Below are 26,229 nucleotides of genomic sequence, written 5' to 3' on the forward strand. Positions count from 1 at the left end.
TATTGATTAGGGAGAATAGCATGGTGAGGATGGTTTTACCTGAAGCGAAAATATTCAGGAAAATAATCGAGTCCGTTGGAAAACTAGCCGATGAAGTCGCGTTTACAGTTACTAGTAACGGTGTCTCCCTTAAAGCGCTCGACGTTGATCAATCATCCTACATCGAGGTTTTCCTACCAGCCGATATGTTTCTCGAGTACACTGTAGATAGCGAGGAAATCCTGGGGGTTTCAATCAGCAATATCAAAAAAGTTCTAAAACACCTTAGGAAAGGCGAGAACCTTATCATAGAGTCAAATGGAGAGTTCATAGAGTTCACTATCAGCGGTGTCGCGAAAAGACGCTTCAAGTTCAGGAACCTAGAGGTCGCAGTACCCGAGATACCTGAATTCAACCTGGAGTTCAAGGTATCAGCTCAACTAGTCTCATCAAACGTGAAGAAGGCCCTTGAAGATGTTGAGAGCGTGGGAAGCCTTATTGAGATAGATGCCCCATCAAATGATCTAATGGTTTTCAGGGCGGTGGGCTCTGGAAAGGTCGAGGTCAAGTTCGCAGCTGGTTCAACAGCCCTGTTATCCATGGATGTGAAGGAGCCGTCTAAATCCATCTATGACGTCGTAAAGCTCTCCACGATCCTCAGTATTACAGAGGTCTCAGACGTGGTTACACTGGAATTCGCTAGTAAAATGCCCCTCAAAATGGAGTTTAAGATAGGAAACGGGAGGATATCGTATCTAACCGCACCAATAGAGGCAGTATAGTTGAAGCCCTACATACCTTTAACCATTTTCAATAATTTAACCCTGATATCAAGGAGGCTTATTGGAGATAGATGCATGGTTGTCTTTTTAAATGACGTGGCGACAAGCCTATATGGTTTAGTAAATCCTTTAACAGAGATAAGGGCCCTTGCATCCTCAGCATGCCTCGATAACGCATTATATATGCTGCTGGAGTCCTTCAACATACAGGAGGAATACTCGAAGGCAAGGCAGCAGTTAGTGGGAAACGGGATCGTTGCTGTCTCAACTAGGACTATGCCTCTCCTGGTGATTGAAGCCGAGAAAAACAACCTGGATCACGAGATAGTTGGATCCCCGGTGAAATACGTGGATGAGGCTTTCGAGTTCTACATACCACAACTAGAGTATCTGATAGTAAAGCTATTGTCTCTAAGACTATACCCATATATAACCTATGGCATCACATTGTTATTCTCATGGGCGGACGTCATTAATATGGATCTATTGTCCAAAGCACTCGAGATAAGCGAGATATCGAGGAAAGAGCTAGCTAGGGAGATAGATTTAACCCTTAGGCATGTGGAGGCTTTCTCGGTGATCAAAGAAGAAAACATCAGGGGAAAGCTGGAGACTCTATTACAGTCTGTTAACTAACTGAAAAGCTTACAGGCGTTTTAACTACTACGGCTATACATAGCTATCCTGGTTCCATCACTACCTGCACCTTAACCCTCCTCATGGTGCTCCTCAGCTTCTCCTAGTGTTCTTTGGGCAAGTATTTCGCCACCCTGTCTTCCCCGTACTTGGTGAACGTTGTCTCGGAAACATATGCAGTACTTCCCATTACAACTGAAAAGCCTCTCACTTCAGGGCGGGGAGGAGGTTGGATCCTTAATAACCCTGGTATATTTTTACCATTATATCATGGGACACTAGGTGAAGGCTATGGCTACTAATATATTTGGTAAGATAAGCCCTCAGACACCGGGTCAGGAGGAGGTGGTAAATGCTTTAAGCGATAAGAAGTATGAGATAATAGGCTTATTCGGCCCTACGGGATCGGGTAAAAGCCTGCTAAGTATACTGTACGGCATAGACTCGGTGGTGAACAATAGGTATAAGAGGTTCATAATATCACGCCCCCTCATAGATGTTGTAACAGGTAAGGAGCTTACTACAGCGGACCTGGGCGATCTATATTATCAACTGGCCTCTTCATACATACAGGATATAATATCCGGTGTAGCTGAGTGGAGCCTCGTCAAAGAGTTAATGGATAAGGGATTGATTGTTATAACGGATTCACACTATCTACGCGGCAGGACATTCGATGACTCGGTGATATTCCTTGATGACGCGCAGAGCATACCGGTTGAAAGCGCTATCGAGATAGTTATGAGGATAGGTAGGAACAGTAGGCTAATAATAGCTGGAGACCCAGTGTTCCAGAGGACAACTGGTAGCAGAGACTCCGCAGGCATGCTTAGAGAGCTATTACTCGGAGAGGACTCAGCGAAAGTGATAGATTTAGGATTAAAGGATATCGTGAGGCCGGGTGCTAGGAGAGGGATTAAACTACTACTGGAGTCCAGGGTAAGAGCCAGGGCTCTCAGTGAGGCAGAGAAACAGATACTTGAAGCAGCAAGAATAAGGGCGCCGGATGCAGATATAGTGACTGTAGTCGAATTCGTGGAGCTTAAGAGGCAACACGGTATCTCAGAGGATAGTGTGCCGGATGCCTTGATTATTACCAAGGAGGGATACATAAGCAGGCTCATTGGTAAAGGCGGTGAGAGAATCACCGGGATAGAGAAAGACACCGGCTACAAGCTGAGGGCCGTAGAGTTAACACTTGACTTTAAGCCATTGATACGGGCTATGCATCCAGTAAGCTGGATACATAAGCATATCATAGATGTAGACTTCGCTGGCCCCAACCTAGCTGTTAAAGTATCCAGCGAAGGGTATGGCGCCTTCGTGGGTCAGAAGGGCTCGCATATAAGATTCATCGAGGCAGTGTTGAAGAGACTGCTCGGCGTAGGAATCAGGGTATATGAGGTTGAAACAGGAGAGAAGGAGAGGAAAAAGAAGAAGACGTAGTACTCCTCCGAACCAGCAGGATTATCCCAGCGGCTACAACTAATGCAGCCAATAGCATTATAGCTATTAACGTGGAACCGGGGCCCGTAATACCTGGCCCACTATTCCTCGATACCGTGGTGGTTGATGCAGGGACCTCGGATCGAGTAGTTGTAGTGGAGCTGGGCTCAGTGGTTTCACCAGGCCCCCCAGATACCTCCTCAATATATTTCTCTATTTTCGAGGGAAGACCACTGATTGATTCTCCGAACATACTCTTATATTTCTCCTCATCAACCACGATGAAGACCTGGGTAGCTGATATTTTCTTATGGAAGTCCACTACTTCCTGAACCTCCGACTCATTTACAATGGTTCCACGTGTGTACCCTTCGAACACGAAGGGGTATTCAAGTAGAGAGCCGGCGAGGAAATCCAGTGAAACCCATCCAAGGCCTGGGATATAGGCTAGGACGAAGGCGTGGGGGCCATTGTATGCATAGTAATAGGTGACGTTTCCAAGATTTGTCTCAAGCCTTAGATCCGGGATATACACGTAGCCGTATCCTATTACAGCCGGTATATTATAGTAGCTGAGCAGCTCAACTAGTACACGCGACATGTCATCGCAATCTCCCTGCCTAGACTCGATTACTTCATCAATAGTCCTCGGGAGGGATGATGCATTATATGTAAAGTACTCTGTGTATATAAAGTAGGCGGCATTAACCGCTATGCCGAGCTTACTTGCTGAGTACACTGATGAATTATACCTGTTCTTAAACCAGTCCTCGAAAGCCGGCACCACAACCTCTACAACTCTACTATATGGTGTTTTCACATACTCCGTGACGATGTCGCCCGGTATGCTTTCATCGCTTATCCTGTAGCCTGGATTATTTAGTGCAAGCCTATAGTATCCGAGTATCGTTGAGTTATCGCTATAGCACACTGTAATCCTTGAGATGAAGAAGCCGAAGAAGCCATTACCAGCTGAGACATTGAAGACATATGAACCCAGGGTTTCATTGAACCCAAGGTTGTACACGTATATAGGGGTGGATTCCTGGCGGAGACCAGTGTTTAACGTGGTATTCTGCGGCGTCTCAAGCAGCAGGGTATCGTTGATCAGGGAGTTATAGACTTTTATAGCATTGATAAAGTAGAGAGTGCTACATGTTTCACGAGGCGTTATCTCCCCATGCACGATGGGAGGGGCTGTGTATTGTAAACATAGGAGAACCACTACTAGTGCCACGTAAAATACTCTAAGCACCCTCATGAAACACACCTGGTTATGATATCTCTTTAAATCTTTACAATATTTTAATATCCACTACCACTTGATGAGTACGTGGCCCCACATTCCTTATCTTCCTCTTACTTGAAATACCATAGTTTCTCACACCGAGCGAGGCAAGTCTTTCAGCCACTAGTTGTTCAGCCTTGGTTAAATAATGCTCCCCCTTCGCTGTTTTAACATGTAGATACACGTGTATCCATCCTCTTCCATCCCTCAACGCCTTCAATGCCTTGTCGAGGTAGTCGAGGGCTAGTTCAGGATATGGCATTAACACCCTGTCGCTTGTATTAGCGAGCCTTGAATCCACTACTTCACCGGCATCGCCTAGGATGGGTTCGACCACGTCCTCCACATGGTTCAACCTCACATTTTCAACCATGTAGTGGTACGCGTATGGATTTATATCTATACTGTATACTTTCCTCGGCTTAGCGTATCTAGCTATTATTATACTGAATAACCCGGCACCCGCGAACATGTTTAAAACCGTCTCGCCAGGAGCCACTAGTTTAGCGATCCTATAGTGCTCGTAGTTTAAGCTGGGAGATATATATACCTTATTTATATCCACCTTGAAGACGCAGCCATGCTCCCTATACAGTGTTTCACTCCTGTCCTCTCCCGCCAGCAACACGTGTTTCCTCAGCCTATAAGGCCCCTCTACTCCTGGGATAGCTGCCCATACGCTTTTAACGAAGTTGAATCGCTTCAGGATCTCAAGGGCCAACGGCTTCAACTCCTCAGGGTTCATATCCAGCGGTGTCCTGATTAATGCGAGATCGCCTATGAACTCAACCCTCCTCCACACCTTCTCGGCAGCCTCCTCTCCAAGTATCTCTCTCGCTAATTCCTTTAGTAGGCTACCCCTTGTCATCGACGGCGTCAACCCCATACCTGCACATGTCTCTCAGGGCGCATTTATTGCAAAGGGGTTTCCGCGCCCTGCATGTTCTCCTACCGTGTGTTATAAGGTACAAGTGTAGATCCAGGTAGTTCTCAGGGGATGTATTATCCATCCAGAACCGTGATATATGCTTATAGCTCCTTGACCCGGTGAAACCCATCCGCATTGTTATCCTGGTTATATGCGTGTCAACCGGGAACACTGGTTTCCTGAAATACCTTAATAACACGACATCCGCTGTTTTCCAGCCGACGCCAGGTAGCTCCACGAGTAGTCTCCGTGCCTCCTCTACACTACTCCTACTCACCTCGCTGATTAATCTCTCCTGGAAGCCGCTCTGGTTGAATATGGAGGCTAGCTCCCTGATCACCCTAGACCTATTCCTATACATACCGGCTGGCCTCAAGGCATCCTCCAGTTTATCAACCGGGAGCAAGAGCACTGCCTCAGGTGTGATGACTCCACTAGTTAACTCCCTGAGCTTCTGCAACGCTCTACAAGCGTTTCTATCGCTAGTGTTCTGGCTTAGGATCACAGCCGTGATTATCTCAAACAACCGGTTGCTTTGAATACATCTCTCAGATATCACGAATTCATCAGCATCCAGCTTATACTCCATCCTTAACCTATTCAGCACCTCATCCCCGATCCTAGTATCCAATGATATATACACCCTTTAGTCTACGGGTAGATTCTTCCCCTGAACCTGGGGAACGGCAATGTATCCCTTATGTGATCCAGCCCGGTAATCCACATCGTGATTCTCTCTATCCCTAATCCGAATCCGCTGTGAGGCACGCTTCCATACTTCCTTAAATCCAGGTACCATTTATAGTCCTCCGGGTTCAATCCCTGCTCTATGATCTTCTGGTATAATACATCATACCTGTCCTCACGCTCGCCTCCACCAATTATCTCACCGTATCCTTCAGGCGCTAAGAGGTCGAAGCCGAGTACTACATTGGGGTTTGATGGATCAACCTTCATATAGAAGCTTTTTATCTGCCTGGGGAAGTGTGTCACGAAGAATGGTTTCTCGAACTCCATGGTGAGTATTCTCTCCTCGTCCGCGCCTAGATCATCGCCCCATTTAACATTAACCCCTTTCTTCTGGAGTATCTCTATCGCCTCATCATACTTTACCCGTGGGTAGGGCGTTTCCATTGCAGGCTTCAATTTCTCGATATCCCTACCCAGGTCTACTAGCTCACTCCTCCTTTCCTCAAGTACCCTGGTCACAATATGTGATACCAGCTCCTCCGCGACCCTCATCATGTCATCCATGCTGTACCATGCCGCCTCAGGCTCTAGGTGCCAGTACTCGGCGAGATGCCTCCTAGTCCTAGACTTCTCGGCTCTAAAACTCGGGGTTAGACTCCATACTTTCTCGAGAACATAGATAAGTGCCTCTAGATATAATTGCGCGCTCTGACTCAAGTAGGCCTTAGACTCAAAGTATTCAACAGGGAATAATGTTGCACCGCCCTCACAGGCTGATGCAGTCAATATCGGCGGGTTGACTTCCCACCAGCCATTCCTCGTGAAGTATTCCCTTCCGGCTTGAAGAATCGTGTGCTTTATCCTAAATATCTTCGCGAACCTTGGGCTCCTTACCCATAGATGCCTGTTATCCAGGAGATATTCTATGCCTTCACCACCCTTTATCGGGAAGTCCCGGCTATAACCTATGATTTTAAAGAAGTCGGCATCTAACTCGTATCCCCCGGGTGCTCTTTCCTCCCTTCTAACAGTTCCACAGGTAATAATGCTCGCCTCTAAGCCTATATCCTTCAACTCGTCTACAAGGGCTTCTCCAAGCCTGGCTGAATCAACCACAACCTGTATTACCCCAGATGAATCCCTGACCCTGATAAATGCTTTACCACCTACAACACTCCTCCTATATATCCAACCCCTTATACAGACGTGTGAACCAACTTTATCATCGCTCATTATCTCAGCGATACTCTTATACTCCATATCCAACCCCTATTTCCCTAGTTTTAGTTTTAAAAGGGTGAACCAGGTTAAAACACTATTCCTATATTAACCGGTTTTAAGTTCTAGAAACTGTAAATCTAGTCGGTGGATAAACCACCGTTGACGGCTTCTAAGGTAGCTCTCTAGCCATCACATATGCGTCCTCGCCGTCTAGGTAATAGTTTTTCTCCACCTTAACCTTTCTATACCCTAGTTTCTCATATAGTGAGATAGCTGGGTTATTGGATACCCTTACCTCCAGGTATGTCTCGTTACACTTGTAATCATAATACATGGACTTCATGGCGTAAGCCATTAAGGCATACCCGAGGCTTCTACCCCGGTGCTCCCTGAGAACAGCTATACTTACAACGTGTCCGCTTCTAGCAATAAACCTATGGAAGAAGCCGGGTTTCCACTCTACACGCGTCATAATATAACCGACTACTTCACCATTGGGTGCCTCAGCAACATAGAAGGCCTTCCCATATTCCTCATATAATTCCTCGAAAAAGCTCCTTGGATAATGCTCTGGCAGTGAAACCATGTTTATCTCGATAACCCTGGCTATATCGTCGCTGGTTGCGTTTCTAACCCTGTATCCCGGAGCTTCCATCGCTAACCTCTTAACAGCTAGGTTAAATACCTCGTCAACACTATACGATGTACCCGTGCTCATAACTATGACCCTAAGTGTATTAAAGCCCCTCGTATGATTTATAAATAGTGACTAAGGTATCAAGCCTAATCGGGGATTTAATTGGCCCATGAAGAGCTGGCAAGGTTTCTCCATCAACCCCTCCAGGGTAGGAACATACTGCTTGGCTTAACGGCTAGCTCATCAATATATAAATCAATAGACCTCGCCAGGAGACTCATACGTATGGGGGGTAGTCTTAGAGTTATAATGACAAGGAGATCGCTTTCACTCATAGGCGTAGACCTGGTTCACTGGGCTACCGGTAGTAAACCATTCTACGAGATGAGCGGGGAAACAGAGCATATAGATCTAGCGCAATGGGCTGACGCAATGGTTATCGCGCCTGCAACGCTGAACACTATGGGGAAGATCGCGTACGGTATACTTGATGAACTACTAACACTAACAGCTACCACGATAATGGGGTCTGGCAAGAAAGTGATAATAGTGCCAGCAATGAACATCCGCTTAATGAGCTCCCCCCAGTACAAGAACGCTGCTGGAAAACTAGAGGAATATGGGGCTATAATAATACCCCCGTTAATAGAGGAGGATAAAGCCAAATATCCTCCCCTAGACGACTTATCCCACTGCATAGACGCCATAGTTAACAGGGGAGTAGACTTAAAGAACCGGAGGATACTGGTTACAGCGGGGCCGACAAGGGAATACCTAGACCCGGTAAGGGTAATAACTAATCCAAGTAGCGGATTGATGGGTGTCCTAATAGCCAGGGAACTAGCCTGCAGAGGAGCCAGGGTAGACCTGGTACACGGCCCGATGACTGTGAAACCCCCATACCTTGTTAGAAGCATCCGTGTCGAGACAACGAGCGATATGGCTGATAAAATACGGGAGCTAACAAGTGGGACAATATATGATGCAGCAGTGTTCGCGGCTGCCCCAGCAGACTATAAACCGGCTTCTTCATCACCAGAGAAGATATCGACCAGGGATAAACCATACCTTGAGGTAAGACTGGAGCAAACCCCGAAAACCATTAAATCCATTGTCAATAGGCCGAGGACACTCGTAATATTCGCTGCTGAAACATGTAGCGGCGAGAAGCTTGTTGAGAAAACCCTTCTGAAGGCAAGCGATTATGGAGCCGATCTCGTCATAGGTAACAACGTGTTATCGAGTGAAGCCGGTTTCGGGAAGGAGATGCTCGAGATCGTTGCAGCGGCTGATGGAGGCATCATGGATAGAGGCCTCAGGTTTAAACCCGAGGTCGCCAGAATAATAGGGGACTTTATATCGAGGAGGCTTCAAGCCTAGTGATCTCATTGAAGACCTCTAGGGGGGAACCAAATACCTCGAATACCCTGTCCTCATACATTCTTCTAACTATATTAAGGAACTCGAGGAGGCATGTTTTCAACCCATTCAACGGCATATCCAGTGGCGCCGGCTCATAGAAGTCTACTCCCTTCAACACTCCTGTAGCGAAATACCATAGAGTCTTACCAATCTTCCTGCCTTTAACGGGTTCCAGCGATACACCGCTACTCGAGAAACTCGTGTGTAGTATATAGATTGATGATATCCTTATGCCTTTCTCAAATAATTTCTCACGGTCACCATTGTTGATATCTATTATCTCGTAGCCATGCCTTGTCTTCCCTTGGGGTGTTATTCTTACCTCATATAGGTCTTTGACCCTAGGATCGTAGACGAGTACCGAGGAACCGGATTTTACGTAGAGTCCATTATCCGAGGCCTCTACCACCGTGTTCTCTGTTGAAAGCAGGTTGAAGCCTCTTGAATACGCTATGCTTGCAATAGTGCTTTTACCTGTATGAGGATATCCTAGTAATAATACGGCTTTACCGGTGCCAGGTATATGTATAGTGATAGAATCTGTTAAAACAACCCGTTTCTCCAGCAAGAGCCTCCTGGATAATGCTTGAAGCAGGAAGAAGACCGGTGACTCATTAGCATACGGCTCCACCGGTCCACCCTCCACAATGTATCTATCTGGGAGGACAGGTGAATTATAGTATTCAGCAGCAACCACGCTAAAACCCTGCCCCCTTATCCATGACACCTCTATGCCTCTACTATCACAGTGATCGCAGAGACGGGGATCGGGTAGGTACCGGCGTGAAAACGAGTTTGTGAATGACTCCACAATGGCTCCTAAATCCTCGCCGTAGAACCCTATGCATACGCCCCCTATCTTAAGGCATTGCTCCAAGACACCCACCAGTAGATTCTATCCGGGTCTGTTATATTTATTGTTATATGACCCCATATACCAGGGTTTTACAGTGTTAACTAATACCGAGTGAATCCATGTGAAGACAGTGTTATACAGTGTTATCAATGAATATCTAGTGGGCCTTGATGCTGAGAGATATAGGCGTAGATAAAACCCGGGACATGGGCAAATAAGCTGAGCCCTGGTATTTTCTTCACAGGTATTATTGCCTGGATGCATCAACGTGGCTGTAGAATTAGTTGGGAGGAGGATAGCTCTCTAAGTCTCTCCAGTATGGTCTCCAATGCCTCTTGAAGTACTCTATTATTATCATAGCCCCTAGCTATCTCCTCTAGCTTATCCCTGCTCATTGATTTCAGTTGTATAGCCTCCTTAATCATTAATGGTACTGCCCTAACAATATTGTCAACTATTGTGATAGATGCCATACGGGCTGTCCTGGAAAGAGGGTTTAGGTCCACCGCTATAACTGTTTTACCCATCTTCCTCAATGCCTCGGTTCTATCCCCGTCCTCCAAGGGGACGAATACCACATCAGCGATCAATATGCCTCTAGGGCTGACACGTCTTCTCTCGCTAAATAGCTCCGGTATGACGGCTGATGCATCGTCCCCCACCCCTAATATCTCATGTGCCCCGTGCTCCATGAGGTGTTTTGCAATAGCTTCCTCTCTTTCACGGGTTCTATAGAATAGGTTTACCTCGAGCTTTGCCCCAGTGACCTCGGCTAACTCCACTATCTCACGTGGAACCAGGGCTGCTGTATTACCGTTTACTGATATCACGGGGTGCTTGGCCAGGAGTAAGTGTGCAACGGCTGCTCTAATCGCTTTTAAAGCGAATCCATGTGTTTTCTCACCGAGCAGGTAATCAAAGCACTCGCCTCTTCCATGAGCTATCAACCCTTCTAACGCGACAATATTCCTCCTATATCCTTCGACTAGTTTCTCCCTTATGAGTAGGCTTTCTCTACGTGGATGGTTAGCCGGGATGCTCAACCATCACACCTCCATCAGATATCGTTGTCTCAAATGCCTTTATCCCGTTGTTACTTAATAACTCATGTATCTCGCCGGCATACTCTTTTTCAACCCAGATGATTAAAGCGGATTTCTTAAGATAATACGATATAACCCCCCTCCTACCGCTCAGTATTTTATCGACTACACTGTAATCGAATACCTTCCTTGTGAATAACTGGGAGTAGTTAAAGAAGTCGAGTAAGTCCTCGCTCTCCACGAGTTTCTTATAGTATGAAAACGCCAACTCGTATAGCTCGCTGGTTATCCGGGAGAGCATCACCTGTGTGGATTCACCACTGGAGAGTTCGCCAACAATGAGTACTGGTTTCTCGAAAACCATAACCCGATGAGCTATGCCTACTCCTGGGGCCCCTGGCTTCAAACGTATAGCGAACCCCCCTGTATACTCGGATAACACGTCACCGAGGCCTGTTAAGTATTTTACTTCAAGGACATGTGCTAATTGAAGAGCCTTCATTGATGAATATTTTAATGCGTGATATGATGCCAGGGCATGTGCTATGAGTAACCCAGCTGATATCCCGAAGCCCCTGCCCAGTGAGACGGGCGAGTATGCATTTACCGAGATACTAGCACCGGTGTTACTGCATATCTCCATTGACTGTTCCCTTAGAACCCTGGCATTATTTATGTAGATGCCGCACTCTCCATCATCAACTATACCGGCCTCTATATACATGGCTAGGTTTAATCCAGCGCCATAGCTACCCGTCTCAAGATAGCTTGATGAGATAGAGGGGATCCATAAGCCTGAGACATGGAGTGGTATCTTGATCTTCAAAAAAACACACCCTGGCTCCTATGAGAGGAATTCCGTGATTACTCTAGGCAGGAGCATCCACCCATGCTGGATGAGCCCTAAGCTTCCCTTACTACACTCCCTCTCTGTGAACTTCTCCACGTTATCGGGCTTAATACCGGGCATGTAGAATGCTACTGGTACAGGGTCATCTGTATGTGATTTAACGCTTGGTGGTGTAGCGTGATCAGCTGTAACAATTAATGCATATCTATCCATTATCTCACTGATAAGCGGCTGTATGAAATACCTATCTATCTCCTCAATCCTCCTCTTCTTCAACTCTAAGTCGCCATCATGCCCGGGCTCATCCGGTCCCTTCAAGTGCACGTAGACTATATCGTTTTCCCTGAGAGCAGCTAGAGCAGCTTTCAGCCTTACCCCGTAGTCTCTAGCCGGATCCCCCGTCGGAGGCTCCATGATTATGGTTTCAGCGCCGAAAGCCCTACCTATACCGATCTCCACAGGCATCTCAGCTAGCACTGCAAACCTACACCTGTATTTCTCGGGCAGCTTAACCGCCCTCGGCACTCTACTACCAGCATCCCTCATGAGTATAGCGTTGCCTGGTAGAAGCCCTTTACTAATCCTCTCGATGTTGACCGGGTGCTTCGAGAGTATTTCAACAGCCTTCTTAAAGAACACGTTGGCTAGCTCAGCCGTCACCCTTGCCTCCGGTGTATCCTCAAGGGGCTTTATCTCCGGTACCTGCTTCGATGGAGAGGGTACAGCCACGCTGACCATGCCGTGTCTCCTGTAGGCTGGGTCATTATTATCCACCATGGGTGAGAGCCTGTGGCTCCTGCTACCTATGACAACTACTGCCCTGTGCCCTATAGTGGCCACTACTCTAGCATATCCATCATATACTCCCAGCTCTAATCCATCAACTGCTTTAGCCAGTTCCCGTGCCTCACTCGTTGTGAGGCTCCTGCCGACTCTTCTATCAATGATCGTGTAGGTTGATGGATCTATGGTTGCAAAGTTAGCCCTGAACGCGACCTCGTGTTCCTCATTAATGCTTAAACCAGCTCCGAGAGCCTCTAGAGGACCCCTACCAGTGTAAACCTCATGGGGATCGTATCCAAGTATGGAGATGACTGCTTCATCGCTCTCAGGTGCGATGCCCTTGCCAACCGTGTACATTAATCCACACTTACTATTCCTGGCTATCCAGTCTAAGCCGGGTTTCACACTGTTCTCTAATGTAGTGGTTGGATCACTTAATCTATCGCTCATGCCGTCGAGCACCAAGTAGAGTAGCTTATATTTCACGGGGATCACCCTACGAATACTTACAATTACTCTAAATTAATAGCTTACTACTGCTTAACTATTAAATACTGCTGGTTTAATTAGATATAATATGGCGGTGGCCTTAGTTGAACTACTCCGGCAACTACGCGCTTCAAGTAGTAAACTTAACAAAGATATATGGCAGGGGAAGCATAGGAGTCAAAGAGCTCAGCTTTAATGTGAAGCAGGGAGAGATATATGGGTTGATAGGCCCTAATGGAAGCGGGAAGACAACTACTCTACGCATAATAGCAACGCTTCTTAGGCCTACTTCAGGAGAGGTACTAGTCTACGGGGTCAGCGTTGTGGAGAACCCGTTGAAGGTGAGGCAGCTAATCAATTACTTGCCCGAGGAAGCAGGGGCGTACAGGGATTTAACTGGATTAGACTTCATTAAATTCATGCTCTCCCTGAGGTATAATGGTAGAGAGTTGGAGAAAGTGGTTGAGGAAGCCGTGGAAATAAGTGATCTAGGGGGCAAGCTAAAGAAACCTGTGAGAACATATAGCAAGGGCATGAAGAGGATACTGGCTCTAAGCGTGGTCCTTGCCTCGAAGCCTAAGCTAATGATCCTTGATGAACCCACATCCGGCCTAGACGTGGAGAAAAGCATATACATCAGGGAATTGATCAGGAAGTATAATAGGGAGTATGGTGTAACAGTACTCTTAAGCAGCCATAACATGCTCGAAGTCGAGAGGCTATGTGATAGAGTAGGCATGCTCTACAAGGGTAAACTAATAGCGGAGGGGACTATAGAGGAGTTGAAGAGTAAGACTGGTGGGAGAGATCTAGAGGAGGTATTCATTAAGCTGAAAACAGGAGAGGGTGTTCATTGATGACCTTGAAGCCACTGGTTATAAGGGAGATTAAGAACTTCCTAAAGAACCCGGCTTTCATAGCATCGATGATTATACTAGTAGTGTTCTACGCGTCGCTCGGAAGCATTATGAGAAGCGGCATAGAGTCAGCTGTGAAAGAGACGATGAGCATATCTATAGGGATAGTCAAGGAGGAGGACACCGAGCTAGTGAACCGCCTCATATCAATGCTTTCACAATACACTAATGGTTCTATAGGGATCTACCAGAGCCTCGAAGAAGCCGTTGATAAAACCGGGGTAGCAATAGTTATACCAAGAGGGTTTACTGAGAACGCTACACAGACAGGTAGCATCATACTGCTTAAGGGAGGGGTGAAAATAGATAATCTCTCACCGATCACGGGACAGGCAAGGATATCCATACTACAGGAAATCGCATCAATAATATCCGACATGCTTCCGGCGGCTGCAAGCGTATTATATAATATATCCATACCGCCCAGTAGGCCGGTCATGGTTGAAAGCTATGTAAGGATATATGATAAAACCCTCACAGCCAACGAGTTCAATAGTTTTATGACCATGTTCTCCATTATACCCGTGGTGATCGGTATAATAGTAGGCATAAATGCTACTTACGCCGCCCAGGCAACAGCTATAGAGAAGGTTGAGAAAGCCTTTGAAATGCTGCTTGCTCAACCTATTCCACGTAGAAGTGTTGTAATAGCGAAGATCATTGGCTCTGTTGCTGCATCAGTGATCATGGGGGTGGCCTACATGATTGCATTATTCCTGATGTTGGCCTCAGCTATACCTGCCGGCATAACCCTGGGTAATCAATCATCGATAAACATAGTTGAATCAGTGATCAGTATAGGGGGATCAGGGAATATCCTGGTATCAATACTTGTAATAATCCTAGGCCTAATATATTCGGGCGCCATCGGCGTGATAATAGGCGCCGTCGTCGCTGATGAAAGGATCGCTGGTGCTCTCTCCACACCTATAATACTGTTATTCATGGGTGTGGGATTCGCGACAATCTATATGGGTATGCCGTTAAACACGGCGACATCCATATTATCTGGTTTAACGATTACATCTATACCGCTTGTATTAATTAATGCAACGCTTTCAGGACAATATATTTATGTATGGATATCTATTTCAATAGCCATAATCGTGTCAATATTGTTAATGGCGACCGCTATATTCGTGTTCAACAGAGATATAGTCATACTGGGCCTGAGGATCTCGTTGAGGAAAAGAGAGTAGTTCTTACTGCTTTTTAGAGTAGAAGTAGTGTTTTTCCTCCGGGAAAACCCCGTTCTTCACTTCCCTAACATATTCCTTGACAGCGTTAACTATGAGGCTTCTTAAGTTGACATAGGCTTTAGCGAATGGAGGCGGGTTCTCCGTTAATCCCAGCAGGTCATGTATAACCAGTACTTGTCCATCACAGAAAGGCCCGCTCCCAATGCAGATAGTGGGTACACTGACCTCCCTTGTTACCTCGCCGGCTACATCAGCAGCCGTATACTCTATCACTATTGAAAACACCCCGGCTCTCTCCAGCTCCCTCGCATCCTCTAGTATCTTCTCCCGCTCCTTCTCGCTCACACCGCGTTTCCTATAACCACCTATAAGGAATGATCTCTGAGGAGTCAACCCGATATGCCCCATGACAGGTATGCCGGCTCTCACAAGGGCTTTCACTACATCGCTTAACTCGGATCCCCCCTCCAGCTTAACGGCGTCCGCGCCAGCCTTCATGAGGAGGCCGGCATGTCTCACTGCATCCTCGATACTGGTTTCATAGCTGAGGAATGGCATATCCCCCACCACGAGCGCGCGGGGCCTTGCCCTTGCAACGCTGGATACGTGTAGTAGCATCATATCCATTGTTACAGGTATCGTTGTATCTAATCCATGGACGACCATCCCAACGCTGTCGCCGACGAGGATTATATCTATGCCTGCTTGATCAACCAGCTTAGCCGTCGTATAATCGTAGGCTGTAATCATTGCTATCTTCTCTTTCCCCTTCATCTTAACTATGTCTCTAACCGTTACCCTTGTATTCAAGGCTGACACCGGGTTTCACTATCGGGTTCTGATCTATTTAAATTAAGCCTTGGATATAATCTATGGTTATTGAACACTATTCCTAGACCTATTGCTTTCCTCGATGAGGTGTATCATTAGGGTTATGATTTTATTAATGGATGATTCTCTCCCGAGTTCTTTAGCGATGAAGCCGTTGATGAAATCTATTTCTGTGGGAGACTTATTCAACACGTCTTGAGCCATACTGGAGTAGTTGTCCCCTGTACTCCTCACATTGTTTGCTACGTATTCGAGCAGCCTGTTAAGCTCGAATCTGAAGCCATGCTTACCAGCTACCTCGATGAATTCGGCAAGGATCAATGAGGCCAGCTCCAGCCCTGGCCTGGATAACACTATACTGTTTCTAGACCTGGAGATAGCTGTCAACGGGTTGACCACGGCGTTCAAAGCCAGCTTCAACCACCTGTAGTAGTCTATATTCGATACGATCCTGAACTCGAGGCCTCCCAGCTTAAACACCCTGTTCAACTCTGCTAATTCCATGCATAAGCCATGCCTACACCCTGCTATGACCACCCGGCCCCCGTGATACACTGTGTAAACAGGTGAGACGCGTTCAGCACCGAAGTAGACCACTCCCCCGGCTACTCGTGCACCAAATCTTTCCTCAGCAAGCTCTAAACTACCTATTCCATTCTGAAGCATCACGATTACTCCGTCGACATCCATGATTCTCTCCATTAGCCTAAGCGTCTCCGGTACACTGTATGCTTTAACCGTGTTCAAGATAAACCTGCATTTATCAATGGGGCTGCTATAGTGTCTAGGTATTATCGGCACGATGTAATCCAGGTTCTCCACTTTATCGTAGACCCTTACCCCTTTCTCCCGTAGAACTGCTTTAACGGTTTCTTCACGACCGAAGTACACGGGTATATCTGTCACACCAGCCCTGTAGAGGAAATAAGCTAGCGTGGATCCTACAGCCCCACCCCCTATAATACAGATATCGCGACTCATGGATACGCCTCCACCAGGTTAACTAGGATTCTTTCAAGCTCCTCATAACTGCTTGTAAACACGTACACCACGGGCTCGAGGCCCCTGCCCCCTAGATCCACTATGATATCGGGTTTCAACCTTGATGCCTCCTCGATTCTTCTCCAAAACTCCTCCTGGCTCTCATGGGGACCCGTTATCACTGCTCTTAATCCAAGCCTGTTGAAGCTACTGAGGTATGCCTCTTCATACCTGGTGTTAAACCCGTATTTCTTCACCGGGTTATGCGACGCAACTAGTAATAGTATCCTTGATAAATGCCGGCTCCCTCCATACATTGGTTCACCCGTCGCGGTCACTCCGCTGAGTGTTTTAACTATTCTACCAGTTAATCCTATCACCTCCATGATTGATGAAGGAGTCTTAGGTGTGTAGACTAGGTTGGAGCCCACTTCTGGTATGAGTTTATGGAGCCCTTTAATGCCGAGTAGCCTTGATAAAACCGTTTTATAGTACTCTATATCCGGGTCAACAAATACCCCGCCTTGACACATGTTTGAGAAGCCCTGCTGAGAGCATAGGGCTTTAAGGGCAAGCGTGTTGACTACCTGGTAGCTTGTGAACACGAATTTCTCCAGGGATTGTTTGAAGGCGATGCTACATAGTATCTCTACATAGTATTCTACAACCCCTCTCTCTATACCCAGCTTCTCGAGTTCCCTGAGATATTCTTCAACAGGCTTCTTCAGGAGCTTATTTATCATAGGCTGGGATACATTGAGTAGCCTCGATATCTTGTGCTGGCTTAATCCCTGATCACTTAGTTTATGGGCTAATAAGCCTCTTAGAGAAACGAGTATTTTCCCACATATGATTTCATGTATGATCATTTCTCCATGATACCTCTATACTTCGTGCAACCGTGTTAACCGGGGATGATGCATATGCTTTCTCCAGCTTCCCGGCCACCAGTTCAGCCAGCTCCAGTATCTCATTGAGTAGCTTGATCTCGTTTGAGAATACCTCCTCATAGTACATCATCTCCTTTATTATACCCGCTATTTTCTCAAGGTCATTAAAGGCTAGTTTACGGAACACCTCCTTATCTACCTCGTTGAGCCTTTCTTTAAGAGCTAGCCTGCGGAGAATGCTGAGCAGGTTCCAGGGCTCTAGGCTCCTGTATTTTATCACTAGGAGTTTTATACGGGGATCACCATCAGTCTCCGGGCTAATCGATTTCTCCAACACCTCTCTCACAGCATCAATATCGCTGAACCTCCACCATGTCTGATTCTTGGATGCATAGGATTTCTCTATTATCCCATAGTTTTTCTCCATAACCTTTAGTAGATTAGCCGGGTTGTATGCAATGCCTGTCTCAGCTAGTTTATAGACTAGGTGCTTGTAACTGAAATCGCCTAGCCTGTGATCTATATTTGGATCCCTTGAAATATTGTACGCCGTCTTTAAAACGATAAACGCCTTCTCCCCGTACTTTGATAGAAAATCTTCTATTGCATTCTTTATCTTCTCGGAAAGCAAGTATTAAACACCTTGAGAGAATAGTATAATGGATTGGATTTAAAAGTATTCCTGGAGACTATTCAATTAGGGGTGGATAGTTAGAGTTGAAAGCCCCGCTCTTTAGGGTGGGGATGGCGGAATGTTTATAGGTTTTGATGCCTGCATTATAGCTGGATAATGAGGTGCAACAACCAAGTATTGAGGGGGATCTCTGATCACCCCGATTACCCTGCAAATGAGGGATGTAAACCTGGAACAGATGCAGGGAACAAGTGAACCACCCCTTCAAGACGGGGGATTAGCTCATGAACGCCATAGAGGTAACTGATCTACACAAGATCTACGGGGACGATGTCCATGCAGTGAAAGGCGTTAGCTTCACAGTGAAACCAGGGGAGATATATGGGTTGATAGGTCCTAATGGAGCTGGTAAAACAACCATTCTAAGGATAATAGCTGGAATAGTTAAGCCTTCACGGGGCACTGTGAAAGTATATGGACTTGACCCTTATAGGGACTTCGATAAGACTAGGGGGCTGATAAGCTATCTACCGGAAGAGGCCAGCACATATCCATTACTAACAGGCCTTGAACACCTCTACTTCTACGCTAGACTCTATGGTGGAGACGTGGGGTCCATGGTTGAGTACGGCGTCAAGATAACTGGGCTGGGCGATAGGCTAAACGAGGAAACCATTGGGTATAGCCACGGGATGAAGCGCCGTCTCCTCCTCGGCATCGTCCTCATGAGGCGGCCCAAGATAGCTATACTTGATGAGCCTACGAGCGGGCTCGACGTGCATGCAAGCGTGTCTATCCGGAGGATGATAAAACAGTATGTTATTGAAACAGGTGCCTCAGTACTCTTAAGTAGCCATAATATGCTTGAAATAGAGTACCTGTGCGACAGGGTTGGATTAATATTCAAGGGGAAGATAGTCGCCGAGGGAGAGCCTAGGAAACTGATAGAGGAGTATGATGCAGCGAATATGGAGGAGGTTTTCACCAAGATAGTGGGGGAGGAAGGATGATGCGGAACGAGAGGGTTAAGGTGATACTGTGGAAGGAGTTGAAGGAGTTATCAAGGGATAAGAAGACCCTGTTAACCACGTTCCTCCTACCCTTGATCTCACTACCGCTTATAGGTTTACTCGCATTCACCCTGATGACCCAGCAGCCAGTGAATATAGCCGTGATCGATGAGGATTCCACATCGTATACGTCTCCAATACTGAATATAACTGTGTCATCCAGCGAGCTAGTGGAAGATATAAGAGAGTACCTTGCTAGATCCGGGTTAAACGTATACCAGTACAGTAATAGAGAGCATGCACTACGGAATTCGAGCATTGATTTAATAATAATTATACCGAAAGGGTTCTCGGAGAATGCTACAAGTATTGACAGGGTTGCATCAATAGAGATCATTAGGAGAGCTAATGTTCGTGCAGCTGAACAAGCAGAAGGCTTGGTGAGGGGGTATATAGGCTACTTCTCCTCACAGCTTTCAAGAGAGAAACTTGACTCCCTTGCTAAGCTAGCGGGTTTGGAAAACTTTGATGTTAACGCACTGAGAGACCCCGTTGTAGTTGGAGCAGTAATGCTTGTATCACCTATAGGTTCAACAGTGGGGGCTGAAGAGGAATTGAAGAGTATTATAGCCCGCCTACTAGTGTTAAGTTTCTCATTCGTTGTAACCCCGGCTTCATCATACGTGATTGATGGGATAATTGGGGAGCGGGAGAGGAAGACTATTGAAATGCTACTAACCAGCCCAGCATCCATCACCGAAATATTCTCCTCGAAGCTGTTAGTGGCGACATTTCTCGGAGTGCTCGCATCTCTAGCGGATCTAGGTGGGATACTAGCGTACTTCATCCTACTGGTAATGGCCCTCGGTGGCAGCATATTCATAGTGATGGATCCAGCGCTGATATTCCTACATATAGCTACAACCTTCCTAACAATACTGGTATCAATATCGATCGCGACACCCTTCATAGCTAGAACACGGGGGTTGAGGAGCGCCAGTAATATAGCTGGGATCGTGACATCACTTGGAGTGATATTCTTCATAGTTGGCTGGATGATCGACTTCCCTAAGCTCCCAGCGTCGATACTATACCCATTAATGCTTATACTCTACACTCACAGCATCCTGGTGATACAGGGGTATATATATGGTAGGATGTTAATGGTCGCGGTAAGCCTCACCGTACTCTTACTCGCCTCACTTATTTCAATGATTATATCAATAAGATTTTTAGACAAGGAAAAACTATTACTAGCGGAATATTGATACAGGTTTATATATTTAGGGGGAGTTAAATGATTTTTAGGCGAAGTATATGGGTGAAAATATCAAACTAGTGGAATTCATAGATGAGAAAGGGGTCACGATTCACGAGCTTGCATCCAGGATGGGCCTCTCACCTAGAACTATTAAAAGATACCTCAAGGAACTCGAGGAAAAAGGCCTTGTTGAATCCAGGGATGGATTATACTTACTTACACCGGTAGGAGTTAAGTTCAAGAAAGCGCTTGAAGTAGTTAAATCGAGAAAAGAGGCCTCCCCATACGTAGTGACCGATCCCTTTAGCGGCAATATAGTGCCCCTGAGCTTCAAGAACTACAGGCAGTTACTAGCTATAATAGAGAATGAACTTGTAGATAAGAAGATACTGGATGAACATGTGAGGAAATACCTTATTGAATGGGTTAAGACATCTATTGGCGATGAGTATTTAGTCTACCTACTTGAAAACAACATCGTTAAAAACGTGGATGACTTGAAAGAATACTTATCCATGATATTGAAAACCATAGAGGGTTAGAATAGGCGTTTAAAATGAGTAAGCTATTCGAGCACGTTATAAGTAGCTACCTTCCCCGAGCTAGGTGGTGGCCCTGGAAGAATACCAGAGTAAATGTAGAGGTCGTGGATGAAGTAAACTATGGTAACATATTACTATTACTTTTTAAATCAGGAGATGTATTTTTTCACCTACCCTTGGCGAAAGTCAGTGATCTGCCAGGGGGTTTGGAGTCACGCGGATTCTGCCTCGATAATGAGTGCTATGTAGAGGCAGAGTATCTTTCCTCCTACATAGACCTCATAAGTATGATTCAAGGCGTCTCGATAGAGTATCCCACTCTGAATAGGCTACCCAAGATAATTAAGGCTAAACCCCTCACGTTGGAGTCAACGAACTCGGTTACCCTATATGAGGCAGAGAACGGCGGTAGGCTTGTTTTAAAAAGCTATAGAGTAATACCGGTGGTCAACATTGAGGCGCAGATGCTGAGGAAACTTACTGAAGAGAAGTACACCCATATCCCGGAGATCATTGCGTTCTTGAAGTATAAGGATATGACCACCGGTGTTCTTTCAAGGTATGTAGAAGGGGTTGGCGACGGTGGTTATCCCTTCTACAACGCGTTATTAGAGTACTTAGGCGGTAAGGATCGCGGGTCTAGGCTCGGGCTCGCCTCGAAGCTCGGCATTATTATTTCAGGCCTTCATAAAGCCTTGAATAAGGATAGCGAAGGCTTCTTCAGCGCTGAGCCGGCTTCAAGTAGTGATATTAAACAGTGGTGTTCACGCATTGAGAAAATGTACTCGGGAAGCCTGAAGAGGCTGGATGAGATAAATACAGGGGAACTGGATTACTGGCGCGGCATGCTTGAGAAGGCATGGGACATAGTGGAGGATGCTATATCACTACTCGAGGTCTACAATGGTTTATTGAAGGCTAGGATACATCAAGACCTGCATCTTGGACAGATGATATATGTTAAAAACAGGGTGGAGGACTTCATCATAGTTGACTTCGAGGGGGAGCCGGGTAGGAGCATCGAGGAGAGACTGTCAAAGGAGCCTGTGACAAGGGATGTAGCATCGATGATAAGGAGCTTCCACTATCTCTCACATGCCGCGATAATGCATTACAGTGGCAGAAGCCAGGATGAGGTTTCACGTTTAATGATCGAGGATGACCCCTCTACTAAGTGGAGGCTTAACCATGTAAAGGCAATGGTTTACTCCTACTCAATGGATATCGACTCGAGTAGACTACTCGGAGTACCCAGGGATAAAATGGTCTCCGAGATAGGGAGGCTCCTTTACCCATGGATCATTGAGAGGGCTGTTTACGAGGTCTACTATGAGTCCCTCTATAGGCCCAACTGGGTCTCCATACCTATAGCTGGCTTATATGAAGCAAGCAGGATCTATAGAGGGTGGATTATTTGACCGATATAGTCTTAATGTTCGAGGTCCATCAACCATACAGGCTAAGGAGAAATCTTCACTCAATACTGCTTGAAAAAGCATTAAGCGGTAGACTTGAGTTAAAAGATCTCGAGGACATAGTCTTCGATAACGAGCTCAATAGGCTGGTTATTGAGAGAGCGGCCAATAGATGCTATGTTCCGGCTACACAGATAATACTTGAGAACGTGAAGAGATACATGGGTACTTCCAAGGAGTTCAAGGCCAGCTTCAGCATAAGCGGTGTATTCATAGAGCAGGCTGAGAAGTGGAGGCCTGATGTAATTGATTTATTCAGGAAACTAGCTGAGACGGGTAGGATTGAGTTCATTGAGCAGACATACTACCACAGCATGGCGGCATTCCTACCCTACTATGGGTTTGAAGAACTCAGAGAACAGATACGTGAACACAGAAGGATAATTGAGGAGACTATAGGCTTCAAGCCTGTTTCGATTGAGAACACAGAGTTCACATATAACAACGATATCGCCTGCTTCTTCGACTCCGAGGGCTATAAAGCAGTATTAACGGAGGGCGTGGACCGGGTTCTCGGGTGGAGAAGCCCTAACTACGTATACAAGGCCCTCGGATGTAATATAAGGGTTTTAACAAGGAACTACAGGCTAAGCGATGACGTTGGTTTCAGGTTCAGTGATAAGAAATGGGATCAATACCCATTGACCGCTGACAAGTATGCTTCATGGCTGGCCTCCACACCAGGCGATGTAATATTCATCGCCGTAGACTATGAAACCTTCGGAGAGCACCACTGGCCTGAGACAGGCATACACGAGTTCCTTAGGTGGTTGCCTGGTGAAGTATTGAAGTACGGGCATCTCTACTTCTCAACACCGGGCGAAGTAGTTGAGAGGCACCCGGTTAGAGACGTGATAGATGTACCTCCATGGTCCTCTATAAGCTGGGCTGATGAAAGGGATTTAAGTGCCTGGCTGGGAAACGAGATACAGCGTGAAGCATATAATGCGCTCGCGGCTATCAGGCCTTTTATAAAAGCGGTGAACAAGCCTGAGATCACGAGGCTGTGGAAGCTGCTCACGATAAGTGATCATGTTTACTATATGGCTACCAAGTTTGGATCAATTGGTGAGGTTCACTCGTATTTCTCACCATATAAGAACGCCAATATAGCATACGGGTTATTCATGGAGGCCTTGGGGGTCCTTGTTGAAGCAGTGAGGCGTGAAATCGAGGTGAATAGAAAGAATGTACTCAGTAGACTAGTATTACCGGGTAACAAGGCATTCCACTTCACACTGCCAACCGGTGAGCACACTGGTTTAGTAGCTCACTCTATAAGGGAATTCATCGAGGTGATCGATAAAGTGCCGCCCGAATCACTTCTATATCACTTCAACAAAGGGGACATCGATGCATGGCTGCTTAACTTATTTGGTCTTAGAGACATTGTAGAAGAATTAAGGAGGCTACGTGAAAACATTGCTTCATATGGCGAGCTTGTCCCAACCCTTAAGAAACTGCTTCTGGAAATAATCGAGTAGGTGGGATATATGTCAAAGGTAAACTTCATATTTGCACTTCACTTCCACCAGCCCACCGGTCAGTTAAAGAGGATAAATGAGAGGATATTTGAAAACAGCTATAAACTATTACTAGACGTCTTCAAGTCTTTTTCCGACCTGAAGTTCACGATACATATAAGTGGACCCCTCCTACTCTACCTGGCTAAAAACCACCCTGAATGGCTTGAGGACGTCTTTAAACTAGGCGATCTAGGCACACTTGAGTTCATGGCTGGTAGTATTGGCGAGTCAATACTGCCTATAATACCAAGGGACGACAGGGAACTCCAGATAAGGGAGTACATTAAGATATTTGAGGAACTCTCGGGCTTTAAGCCGAGGGGTCTATGGATACCTGAAAGAATATGGGAGCCACATTTACCTGAGGTTATAGGGAGGCTTGGATTAGAGTACGTGTTCATAGATGACTCAACCTTAACTAAGACAGGATACCCTCACGACCTGGCTTATTACTCGTGGATCACTGAGGACAGTGGGCAAGTGGTAAGGGTCTTCTTCATAGATGCCGGGATAAGGTATATCCTGCCCTGGGAACAGCCGCAGAGGGTCCTCGAGTACCTTATCGGTAAGATAAAGGAGGGTGATCCAGCGAGGCTCATCTTATGGGGTAGTGACGCTGAGAAGTTTGGGGAGTGGATGGAGCCAGGGCATAGTAGAAACTGGCTCTACGCATTCCTAGACTTGATGAGGAGGAATCGTAGCAGGGTGTCTATGATCCATCCAAGCGAATATCTTAGGGAACACGGGGTTAAAGGATTACTATACCTCGATACTGGGAGTTATGATAAGATGCTTGAGTGGAGCAGGGGTTTCTTCAGAAACTTCCTGGTGAAGTATAGGGAGGCAGACAACATGCATAAGAAGATGCTGTGGGTTAAAAAGAAGCTGGAGAAAGCTGGCGATATACCTAGAGAGTTAAGAGTAGAATATCTCCTTGCACAGTGTAATGATGCATACTGGCATGGATTATTTGGAGGTGTGTATCTGGCGCACTTGAGGCAGGCAATATATGAGAAGCTCATCAAGGTTGAGAGGTGGGCGGAGGAGAAAAGTAATTACTTCAACAGCGAGGGCTTCAGGAGGATAATGGTGGATTTCGACTATGATGGCTTATCAGAACTATTGCTTGAGACACCGGTGCAAAACCTATATATAAAGCCAAGTGATGGCGGGACACTCTTCGAGTACGATGTGAAAATCAAGGGGTTCGAGCACAATCTACAGGACACTATGACAAGGTATGGCGAGTCATACCTAAATAAGCCCGGATTCAATCCAGACTGGTATAGAAGGGTGAGCTGGAGGCTACATTTATGGGGCCCGGATACAGGTCTCTACGACTGGATAAACAATACACCGTTTAAAGACATGAGCGATTTAGCGTTAAAGAACTACCATGTAGCCCCAGGAGAGGAGGGAGAGGTTGTTCTAAGAGCCCTAGGCGGGTTCTACCAGTATGGCAGTCCACCAGTAATGGTTGCAACGGAAAAAAGGGTGCGTTTAACAAGTAATGGTCATACCACTTTATTCAAGGTTAGAAACATCGGTGATAGAGAGTTCACGGCTAAATTAGGCATAGAGTACCATGTTGCATGGAAGATAGATAGGGAGAACGAGGCGAAACCATACTATATCGTAAACGGCGTAAGCAGAGATGTAAGTGAGGGAGGGGTGTTCAACACTGAGAGAATAACCATAAAATCCCCTGTCTACCCAGGCATAAGGTTAGAGAGCAATACTCCACACGAGGTATGGGTTGCCCAGCTATCATCATACTCTAGAACCGAGAAAGGATTCATGGAGATACCACAGGGTCTAGCGGTAATGTTCGTGGAGCAGCTTTCATTGAAACCTGGTGAGGAATATGAGACAAGTATATCCTGGATCCTGGAAATATAGTGGACAGGTGCCTT

General features: G+C 46.2%; 25 protein-coding genes. 12 read left to right on the top strand and 13 right to left on the bottom strand.

What is annotated here, in order from left to right; all coding sequences use genetic code 11:
• Positions 1–20: 20 nt before the first annotated feature.
• The 3 genes from QXV08_RS01530 to QXV08_RS01540 all read left to right on the top strand — a co-directional run bounded on the left by QXV08_RS01530 (position 21) and on the right by QXV08_RS01540 (position 2,843).
• Positions 21–761, top strand: coding sequence for a DNA polymerase sliding clamp (locus QXV08_RS01530; RefSeq protein ID WP_342785309.1), 741 nt, complete (start codon positions 21–23; stop codon positions 759–761).
• On the top strand, positions 762–1,397 hold the full coding sequence (locus QXV08_RS01535) for a hypothetical protein (protein ID WP_342785307.1): 636 nt from the start codon (positions 762–764) through the stop codon (positions 1,395–1,397).
• A gap of 291 nt (positions 1,398–1,688) precedes the next feature.
• Positions 1,689–2,843 carry a PhoH family protein gene (locus tag QXV08_RS01540; protein WP_342785305.1) on the top strand — a complete coding sequence of 385 codons (1,155 nt, stop codon included), beginning with the start codon at positions 1,689–1,691 and terminating at the stop codon, positions 2,841–2,843.
• Here the strand turns inward: QXV08_RS01540 and QXV08_RS01545 are convergent.
• The 5 genes from QXV08_RS01545 to rimI all read right to left on the bottom strand — a co-directional run bounded on the left by QXV08_RS01545 (position 2,788) and on the right by rimI (position 7,688).
• Positions 2,788–4,104, bottom strand: coding sequence for a transglutaminase-like domain-containing protein (locus tag QXV08_RS01545; RefSeq protein WP_342785303.1), 1,317 nt, complete (start codon positions 4,102–4,104; stop codon positions 2,788–2,790). The genes QXV08_RS01540 and QXV08_RS01545 overlap by 56 nt on opposite strands.
• A 34-nt stretch (positions 4,105–4,138) precedes the next feature.
• Entirely contained in the window at positions 4,139–4,999 is an 861-nt protein-coding gene (locus QXV08_RS01550) for a class I SAM-dependent methyltransferase family protein (RefSeq protein ID WP_342785301.1), read from the bottom strand.
• Positions 4,986–5,690 (bottom strand): endonuclease III, encoded by a 705-nt coding sequence (nth, locus tag QXV08_RS01555; RefSeq protein ID WP_342785299.1) that lies wholly within the window; start codon positions 5,688–5,690, stop codon positions 4,986–4,988. Before nth ends, QXV08_RS01550 begins: the two co-directional genes overlap by 14 nt.
• 20 nt (positions 5,691–5,710) lie before the next feature.
• Positions 5,711–7,009 carry an asparagine--tRNA ligase gene (gene asnS, locus QXV08_RS01560; protein WP_342785297.1) on the bottom strand — a complete coding sequence of 433 codons (1,299 nt, stop codon included), beginning with the start codon at positions 7,007–7,009 and terminating at the stop codon, positions 5,711–5,713.
• 130 nt (positions 7,010–7,139) lie between these two features.
• On the bottom strand, positions 7,140–7,688 hold the full coding sequence (gene rimI, locus QXV08_RS01565) for a ribosomal protein S18-alanine N-acetyltransferase (protein WP_342785295.1): 549 nt from the start codon (positions 7,686–7,688) through the stop codon (positions 7,140–7,142).
• An 81-nt stretch (positions 7,689–7,769) separates the two neighbouring features.
• Here rimI and coaBC point away from each other — a divergent pair, with 81 nt between their 5' ends.
• Positions 7,770–8,987: a bifunctional phosphopantothenoylcysteine decarboxylase/phosphopantothenate--cysteine ligase CoaBC gene (gene coaBC / locus QXV08_RS01570; RefSeq protein ID WP_342785293.1), complete on the top strand. Its 1,218-nt coding sequence runs from the start codon at positions 7,770–7,772 to the stop codon at positions 8,985–8,987.
• Here the strand turns inward: coaBC and QXV08_RS01575 are convergent.
• The 4 genes from QXV08_RS01575 to apgM all read right to left on the bottom strand — a co-directional run bounded on the left by QXV08_RS01575 (position 8,962) and on the right by apgM (position 13,047).
• Entirely contained in the window at positions 8,962–9,915 is a 954-nt protein-coding gene (locus QXV08_RS01575) for a hypothetical protein (protein WP_342785291.1), read from the bottom strand. The two genes, coaBC and QXV08_RS01575, sit on opposite strands and share 26 nt — an antisense overlap.
• Positions 9,916–10,148: 233 nt before the next feature.
• Positions 10,149–10,928: a 4-phosphopantoate--beta-alanine ligase gene (locus QXV08_RS01580; protein ID WP_342785289.1), complete on the bottom strand. Its 780-nt coding sequence runs from the start codon at positions 10,926–10,928 to the stop codon at positions 10,149–10,151.
• Positions 10,912–11,754, bottom strand: a complete 843-nt coding sequence (locus QXV08_RS01585; protein WP_342785287.1) for a kinase — start codon at positions 11,752–11,754, stop codon at positions 10,912–10,914. Before QXV08_RS01585 ends, QXV08_RS01580 begins: the two co-directional genes overlap by 17 nt.
• An 18-nt stretch (positions 11,755–11,772) precedes the next feature.
• Positions 11,773–13,047 carry a 2,3-bisphosphoglycerate-independent phosphoglycerate mutase gene (gene apgM / locus QXV08_RS01590; protein WP_342785285.1) on the bottom strand — a complete coding sequence of 425 codons (1,275 nt, stop codon included), beginning with the start codon at positions 13,045–13,047 and terminating at the stop codon, positions 11,773–11,775.
• A gap of 107 nt (positions 13,048–13,154) precedes the next feature.
• Here apgM and QXV08_RS01595 point away from each other — a divergent pair, with 107 nt between their 5' ends.
• Both QXV08_RS01595 and QXV08_RS01600 read left to right on the top strand, forming a co-directional pair.
• Positions 13,155–13,907, top strand: a complete 753-nt coding sequence (locus tag QXV08_RS01595; RefSeq protein WP_342785283.1) for an ABC transporter ATP-binding protein — start codon at positions 13,155–13,157, stop codon at positions 13,905–13,907.
• Positions 13,907–15,166 carry an ABC transporter permease gene (locus QXV08_RS01600; protein ID WP_342785281.1) on the top strand — a complete coding sequence of 420 codons (1,260 nt, stop codon included), beginning with the start codon at positions 13,907–13,909 and terminating at the stop codon, positions 15,164–15,166. Before QXV08_RS01595 ends, QXV08_RS01600 begins: the two co-directional genes overlap by 1 nt.
• Positions 15,167–15,169: 3 nt before the next feature.
• Here the strand turns inward: QXV08_RS01600 and panB are convergent, their stop codons facing one another.
• The 4 genes from panB to QXV08_RS01620 form a co-directional block, all read right to left on the bottom strand.
• Positions 15,170–15,976, bottom strand: coding sequence for a 3-methyl-2-oxobutanoate hydroxymethyltransferase (gene panB, locus QXV08_RS01605; RefSeq protein WP_342785279.1), 807 nt, complete (start codon positions 15,974–15,976; stop codon positions 15,170–15,172).
• Between the two features lie 66 nt (positions 15,977–16,042).
• Positions 16,043–16,978 carry a 2-dehydropantoate 2-reductase gene (locus tag QXV08_RS01610; protein WP_342785277.1) on the bottom strand — a complete coding sequence of 312 codons (936 nt, stop codon included), beginning with the start codon at positions 16,976–16,978 and terminating at the stop codon, positions 16,043–16,045.
• Entirely contained in the window at positions 16,975–17,847 is an 873-nt protein-coding gene (locus tag QXV08_RS01615) for a thiamine-phosphate synthase family protein (RefSeq protein WP_342785275.1), read from the bottom strand. Before QXV08_RS01615 ends, QXV08_RS01610 begins: the two co-directional genes overlap by 4 nt.
• A complete protein-coding gene (locus QXV08_RS01620; protein ID WP_342785273.1) occupies positions 17,834–18,499 on the bottom strand; it encodes a hypothetical protein in 666 nt (221 codons plus the stop codon). Before QXV08_RS01620 ends, QXV08_RS01615 begins: the two co-directional genes overlap by 14 nt.
• A 287-nt stretch (positions 18,500–18,786) precedes the next feature.
• On the opposite strand from QXV08_RS01620, the gene QXV08_RS01625 reads away from it, so the two are divergent.
• Genes QXV08_RS01625 through QXV08_RS01650 form a run of 6 tightly spaced genes read left to right on the top strand, consistent with a single transcriptional unit; the run spans position 18,787 to position 26,215 of the window.
• Entirely contained in the window at positions 18,787–19,512 is a 726-nt protein-coding gene (locus QXV08_RS01625) for an ABC transporter ATP-binding protein (protein WP_342785271.1), read from the top strand.
• Positions 19,509–20,780, top strand: a complete 1,272-nt coding sequence (locus QXV08_RS01630) for an ABC transporter permease (RefSeq protein WP_342785269.1) — start codon at positions 19,509–19,511, stop codon at positions 20,778–20,780. Before QXV08_RS01625 ends, QXV08_RS01630 begins: the two co-directional genes overlap by 4 nt.
• 49 nt (positions 20,781–20,829) lie before the next feature.
• Positions 20,830–21,315: a winged helix-turn-helix transcriptional regulator gene (locus QXV08_RS01635; protein WP_342785267.1), complete on the top strand. Its 486-nt coding sequence runs from the start codon at positions 20,830–20,832 to the stop codon at positions 21,313–21,315.
• 14 nt (positions 21,316–21,329) lie between these two features.
• Positions 21,330–22,733 (top strand): alpha-amylase, encoded by a 1,404-nt coding sequence (locus tag QXV08_RS01640; RefSeq protein ID WP_342785265.1) that lies wholly within the window; start codon positions 21,330–21,332, stop codon positions 22,731–22,733.
• Complete coding sequence (locus QXV08_RS01645) at positions 22,730–24,274, top strand: alpha-amylase (RefSeq protein WP_342785263.1); 1,545 nt, start codon at positions 22,730–22,732, stop codon at positions 24,272–24,274. Before QXV08_RS01640 ends, QXV08_RS01645 begins: the two co-directional genes overlap by 4 nt.
• A gap of 9 nt (positions 24,275–24,283) precedes the next feature.
• Complete coding sequence (locus QXV08_RS01650; protein WP_342785261.1) at positions 24,284–26,215, top strand: alpha-amylase/4-alpha-glucanotransferase domain-containing protein; 1,932 nt, start codon at positions 24,284–24,286, stop codon at positions 26,213–26,215.
• Positions 26,216–26,229: the final 14 nt, after the last annotated feature.

Source organism: Desulfurococcus sp. (genome assembly GCF_038881575.1).
Lineage (GTDB): Archaea > Thermoproteota > Thermoprotei_A > Sulfolobales > Desulfurococcaceae > Desulfurococcus.